The sequence below is a fragment of the Sulfitobacter sp. genome, from assembly GCF_041552635.1.
GTDB lineage: Bacteria > Pseudomonadota > Alphaproteobacteria > Rhodobacterales > Rhodobacteraceae > Sulfitobacter.
In genome coordinates this window covers 1-5,917 of the sequence record NZ_JBFEKM010000206.1, presented here as the reverse complement: position 1 = coordinate 5,917, position 5,917 = coordinate 1, and the positions used below count along the sequence as shown (strand labels likewise).

Genomic DNA, 5,917 nt, shown 5'->3' with positions numbered 1-5,917 from the left:
GCGTCCAAGCGCGTGCAAGCGGTGGGCAAAGGCGATCATCGGCGTGACGCCGATCCCGCCGCCGAACAGCAAGCTATGCGGCGCGTCCTGCACCAGTTCAAAGTGGTTAACGGGGGCAGACACAAAAACCCGCCGCCCTTTGGAAAAGATCCGGTGCAGCAGGGCCGATCCGCCACGGCCCACGTCCTCGCGCAGGACAGCGATGCGAAAGCGGCTGCGATCGGCTGGATCGCCCAGCAGGGAATAGGGGCGCAGATATTCGGGAGCCACGACCAGATCAAGATGCGCGCCCGCTGTCCATCTGGGCAAATCGGCCCCGTCTGGATGGGCCAAGTCGTAGAGCGTCACGCTGTCGTTCAGATGCTGAACCGCTGTGATGCGCAGGTCCAGCACAGGTGATTCAGCCCCCGCATCGTAAAGGTGTAAATGATCCGTTTGACCCATGGCACTGCGCGCGCGGTGTTCGTCTGCCGACAGCAATGCGGCATGCGCTTTGATCCCGGCCTCGCGGTTCATCGGGTCGGGGTAGGGCCAGGGATGGGGCGCAAGCGGGGCAGGATAGACGGCCATGGTTTGATCTTGCGCCCGCAGATCAAGATCGCGCTGCAAGCCGCGCGCGTTGACCGGGTGGGTCGGCTTGGTCACATCGCCGTTGCGATGGTGTTCGATGTCCCACCACCATTTCTTGACCGGATTCAGCCCGCCCCGGCCCACGGCATCGTCAAGTTTTGCCAAAAGGGGGGCTGCGGCGGGGATCGTGCTGGCGGCCCAGCGAAACGGCGCTTCGGCAAACAGCCCTTCGAGGTTCCAGGGGCAGGTTTTCATACAGCGCCCACACATGGACCCGCCCTTGTTGGTGATCCGGTAGGTGGCGCATTTCTGGCTGTCTGATTTCCAGATTTCGTAGCCGTTGAACATCTTTTTCGGACCGGCGGTGATCGCCCCGCTGGGGCATTCACGGGCGCATTTATTGCAGGCTTCGCAAAATTTTTGCAGGCCAAAGTCGATGGGTCGATCATGGCTGACAGGCATCGTGTGCGTGACAACACCCGATTTCAGACGGGGGCCAAGGAACGGGTTCAGGATCACCTCGCCGATGCGACTGACTTCGCCCAAGCCCGCCAGCAGCAGCAAGGGCGGCTGCAACACATCGCCATCCATCACCGTATGCGCCTTGGCCTTGAAGCCCAGATTGCGCAGATGTTGCGCGATGATCCCGCCCAAAACGGAGAACCGCAGATAAGCGCGCATGGATTGGGCGGTGCTGATCCAGTCATCGCCGGACGCACCCTCCATCGTGTCAAAGCCTTGGTCGATCACCGTGCTGAGCGCGTGATCATGGGGCGGCGTGACAGGGGTGCCGGTGGCGTCGTGGCTGTACCATGTCCAATCGGGACACGCCGACAGGCCCGCCGCATCGACACCCAGAAAATAGGCAGCAGCCTTGATGTTGGCGGCGTTTCGGTCGGGGGTGTCGCCTTGTGGGGCGTCGGCAATCGCCCCGTCTTGCAAGAGGATCATCGCCCCCAGCAAACGGCGCTGCGCGGCGGCAGGGGCGGATTTGACGATATGCTGGCCGCCTTTCATGGCGTCTTGGACCTTGGGGCCCATATCGCCGAACTGGCCGCGTGCGAACATGTCGGTCCGTTTGGGCACGCGCGGCACATTTGGCGCGTCGATATAAGTGGTCGGGTTGTCGACGCGTTTGAGGGTCTCGAACGGGTGCGGACCATCTGCGAAATTGCGTTTGGCATAGGGGTCATGGCTGCGGGCATTGACCCCGCCATGGGTGCCAAGCTGCCAAACATGGCCGCGCAAGACTGCTGCGGGCTGTTCTGCTAAAGCGCGCAAAGGCTGATCGGGGGCCAGCGCCATATCCGTTGTGACCGCTGCCAGACCAAAACGGGTGCCCAGCCACGGGGCGTGGACATCCCCGTCTTGCAAGGCGGTCAAGCCAGCGGCCAGCGACAGTTGTGGCAGATGCAAATCGCTTGTGGTGGCGCTGTGGGCGCGGGCGTCAAAGCCCAGGATGCGCAGGTATTCGGCCAGCACTGTCGCGTTTTCCGTCGCCCGGATCGCGGCACGGTGTGCCTGCGCGCTGATGATCCAATCGCTGCCCGGCTCTGCTGCGTCGGGATCGCGGGGATAGGCCACAAGAATGACGATGGCATGGGTGTGATGCGGGATCGACGCGGCATCTGCCCCTGCGGTGTCGCGCAGATTGGCCATGATCGCGTCGACACCTGATGCCAATGTTTTGGTCTGGCGATGTTTTAGTTCATCGGCCAACGTGGCGGTATCAGGGTTTACGCGCGGTTCGCGCAGGAACGTATCGGGATCCAGCGCGCAGATCCCCATCATCGACGCATCATTGTAATAGCCGAACGCCTTGAGGTGCTGCGCCCTTTCGATAGGGTCCGTGGGAATGTCGACCGTTTGCATGTTGCGCGATCCGCTGCGCACGGCATCCATCATCGCCTGAAACGGCCCCATTGCGTTGATGATACTGTGCGGGCGGTCGGTGGCATCAAAAGACAGCGCTGCAAAAGGCAGATCGGGGACTGCGCGCACGGGCCCCTTTGTTCTGCGCAACCGTTCCAGCGGATAGGGGCCAAGATGGACGGGGCGCGATTTACCTGAGAAAAGCTTCATACTGCGGAGCGTCGCATTCAGCGGTGCAAAATACCAGTACCGTCACATGCAATGCGAAGGGGCGGCCACCTTGACACGCCCTTGTGATGCGACCCATTGTCCGGAAATATTCATGGGAGGATAGGATGACAGTTTTCAATCGCCGTCAGGCACTGGCCACTTTGGGGGCCGCCACCGCCGTTGGCCTTGCTGCCCCAGCCATCGCGCAGGGTAAAAAGATCACATTGGGCGCGCTGCGCTTTACCAGCCATTCGGGCACGTTTGTTGCCGTTCAGCGCGAGTATTTCAAGCAAGCGGGTCTGGACGTAGAGCTGAAGTTCTTTCAGGCTGCACAGCCCATGGCCGTTGCCATTGCAAGCGGTGATGTCGATTACGCTGTGACCGCGGTTTCGGGCGGTCTGGTGTCGCTGGCCGACAAGGGTGCGATCAAGGTTATCGGCGGTGCTTTGTCAGAAGAAAAAGGTATCGACGGGCAGAAGTTCCTGGCGTCGGATGCTGCGTTCAAGGCGGGTGTCACAGCCCCGGGAATGCTGGATGGCAAAAGCTTTGGCATGACCACGGCCGGATCGTCGTTTCACTATATGGGGTCAAAAATGGCGCAGGCCGAAGGCATTTCGATGTCGTTCAAGCCGCTCCAGAAAGTCGGTGCAATCATCGGTGCCCTCAAGACCGGTCAGATTGATGCGTGGTCCATCGTGCCGCATATCGCCAAGCCTTTGGCGGGGTCCGGTGCCGTGCACATCATCGGCAACGTGTCCGATTACCTGCCCGATTATCAGGTCACGACTGTTTTCACATCGACCAAGAACGCGATGGACGAACAGCAGCAGACCCAAGATTATCTGGCGGCCTATTCCAAGGGTGTGGCCGATTACAACGCGGCAATGATCGCCAAGTCCGGCGGCGACGCAGGCATGGCGGACATGGTCAAGCTGATCCACAACTATGTCTATGCCGACAAGTCGCTGGAAGACGCGACACCGGGAATCGTGAACGGCACCATGCGCCTGAACGAAGGCGCGGCGATGAACGTGGCATCTGTGCGCGACCAGCTTGAGTGGTTCCAATCCGAAGGCTTGGTCGATGCTGATATCCCGTTGGATGCGTTGATCGACACGTCCTTTGTTGAAACAACCGGCGCGTAAGCGGCCGGAAACGAAAGGGGCCGGGCAGATGCTGTCCGGCCCTTTGTATTTTGAGGATAGGTCATGGATCTTAGGTTGGCAGGCGTAAGCCATTTTTACGGCGACACCGAAGTGCTGCGCGATATCACGCTTGATATTCCATCGGGCCAGATCGTGTGCATCGTTGGGCCGTCGGGCTGTGGCAAATCCACCTTGCTGCGGATGCTGGGCGGGCTGGAAAAGCCGACGAAGGGCGAAGTCTTGCAGCTTGGGGCACCGCCCGAGGGGTGTTTGAACCCGCTCACCTATATCTTTCAGGATTTTGCCCTGTTGCCGTGGCGGTCTGCGCGCGGGAACGTGGCGCTGGTGCTTGAGGATCACGGGCTGGATGCTGCCCAAAGGGACCGCATCATCGACGATGTGCTGGCCCGCACCAAGCTGAGCGAATTTGCTGATGCTCTGCCGAAACAGTTATCTGGCGGTATGAAGCAACGCGTCGCCATTGCCCGCGCGCTGGCGGTGAACCCTGCCGTGATGTTGATGGACGAACCGCTTAGTGCGCTGGACAGCCAAACGCGTGAATTGCTGATGGATGATCTGATCAACCTGTGGACGCGACAGCCCTTTACCGCCGTTTATGTGACCCATAATCTGGCCGAGGCCGTGCGCCTTGGCCACAAGATCATCGTGCTGTCGCGCCGCCCTGGCCAGATCCGCGAGATCGTTGAATTATCCACGCCTTTGGCTGACCGCGCTTACGGCGACGCTGACCTTGAGGTGCAACAACAACATCTGTGGGGGCTGATGCGCGAAGAAGCCGCCGCCGCAGATGCGGAGTTGATCCATGTCTGAGATGACCAAACCCGTTGAGTTTCGTGGCGGCGGCTTTGCCCCCAAAGGCAGACGCGGCATTGGGCTTGCGGTCTTTGTGTTGCTGATCCTGCTGGCGGAATGGGGCACGCGGACCGGGGTGATATCGAACCTGACGCTGCCGCGCCCGTCTGACGTGGTGCTGACATTTGTCGAATTGTGGGACAGTGGCCTGTTGTTCAAACATCTGGTGCCATCTCTGGGCCGTCTGGCCGTTGGTGCCACCCTTGGGGCTTGTGTCGGTATCGCCGTGGGCGTGATGATTGGCCTGTTCAGCTATGTGCGCGCGGGGCTTGTGCCATTGGTCGCCGCCCTGTTTCCGATCCCCAAGATCGCGCTGCTGCCGCTTTTCGTGATCTGGTTCGGCATCGACGAGGCCAGCAAATACGCGTTGATCGCTTTTGGCACCTTTACTCCCACGGTCGTCGCAACCTATGCGGCGGTCGATAACGTTGACCGAAGCCTGATCCGCATGGGCCAAAGCTTTGGCCTGTCGTGGTGGTCGATTGTGCGCAAGATCGTGATGCCCGGTGCGATGCCGGGCATATTATCTGGTCTGCGTATTTCACTGGCCATTGCGATTATCCTGCTTGTGGCCGCAGAAATGCTGGGCGCGGAATTCGGCATCGGGGCCTATATTCTTGAGGCGGGCAGCTTGTATGATCTGGAACGGCTTTTTGCCGGTGTGGTGATCCTATCGGTTCTGGGTGTCTGCGTCAGCGCGGCCATCGGTGCGATCGAGGCGCGTGTTCTGCGGTGGCGGACGTGACGTTGGCGGGAACCTAACGGGTCACGCCCTCGTTAGCCTTTTGACAGGTTCTAAATGGTGGTGGCACATGGCACAGATTTCCGAAGGCAGCAAAGTGAAATGGGACTGGGGGCAGGGCACTGCGACCGGCACCGTCCAAGAGGAGTTCACCGAAAGCGTGACCCGCACGCTTAAGGGATCTGAAGTGACCCGGAACGGGTCCGAAGACACCCCAGCCTATTTGATTGCACAGGATGACGGCGACGAGGTCCTCAAGCTGAGCACCGAAGTCGAGGCTGCCTGAAACATGGTTGTGCCGGGGCTGATCTATTACGGCGACGACCAGCCGGGCATCGCGCGACTGCGCAACGGGGATCACTTTACCTACAAGGCTGCCGATGGCACGACGATTGACCGCACGTCGGAACGCGCGCGTCTGGACGCGATGGCAGTGCCGCCCGCCTATGAGGATGTCTGGATGTCGCCCCTGCCAAACGGCCATTTGCTGGCCACGGGGCGCGAT

Annotated in this window: 5 protein-coding genes and 1 pseudogene; 5 read left to right on the top strand and 1 reads right to left on the bottom strand. The window is 60.6% G+C overall.

The annotated features are described in order from the left end of the window. The coding region (locus ABYT07_RS18285) for a 4Fe-4S double cluster binding domain-containing protein (protein WP_372993452.1) at positions 1 to 2,652 on the bottom strand (2,652 nt) is incomplete at its 3' end. A gap of 125 nt (positions 2,653 to 2,777) precedes the next feature. Here ABYT07_RS18285 and ABYT07_RS18280 point away from each other — a divergent pair. The 5 genes and pseudogenes from ABYT07_RS18280 to ABYT07_RS18260 all read left to right on the top strand — a co-directional run. Continuing rightward, the gene (locus ABYT07_RS18280; protein WP_372993451.1) at positions 2,778 to 3,797 is read left to right on the top strand and encodes an ABC transporter substrate-binding protein; all 1,020 of its coding nucleotides are present in this window, start codon (positions 2,778 to 2,780) and stop codon (positions 3,795 to 3,797) included. A 63-nt stretch (positions 3,798 to 3,860) separates the two neighbouring features. Further along, positions 3,861 to 4,628 (top strand): ABC transporter ATP-binding protein, encoded by a 768-nt coding sequence (locus ABYT07_RS18275; RefSeq protein ID WP_372993450.1) that lies wholly within the window; start codon positions 3,861 to 3,863, stop codon positions 4,626 to 4,628. After that, a complete protein-coding gene (locus ABYT07_RS18270; RefSeq protein ID WP_372993449.1) occupies positions 4,621 to 5,415 on the top strand; it encodes an ABC transporter permease in 795 nt (264 codons plus the stop codon). The genes ABYT07_RS18275 and ABYT07_RS18270 overlap by 8 nt, the downstream gene beginning before the upstream one ends. Positions 5,416 to 5,482: 67 nt before the next feature. Continuing rightward, complete coding sequence (locus tag ABYT07_RS18265; RefSeq protein WP_372993448.1) at positions 5,483 to 5,698, top strand: DUF2945 domain-containing protein; 216 nt, start codon at positions 5,483 to 5,485, stop codon at positions 5,696 to 5,698. 3 nt (positions 5,699 to 5,701) lie between these two features. Continuing rightward, positions 5,702 to 5,917, top strand: a pseudogene (locus tag ABYT07_RS18260) (DNA topoisomerase IB); the annotation flags it as partial.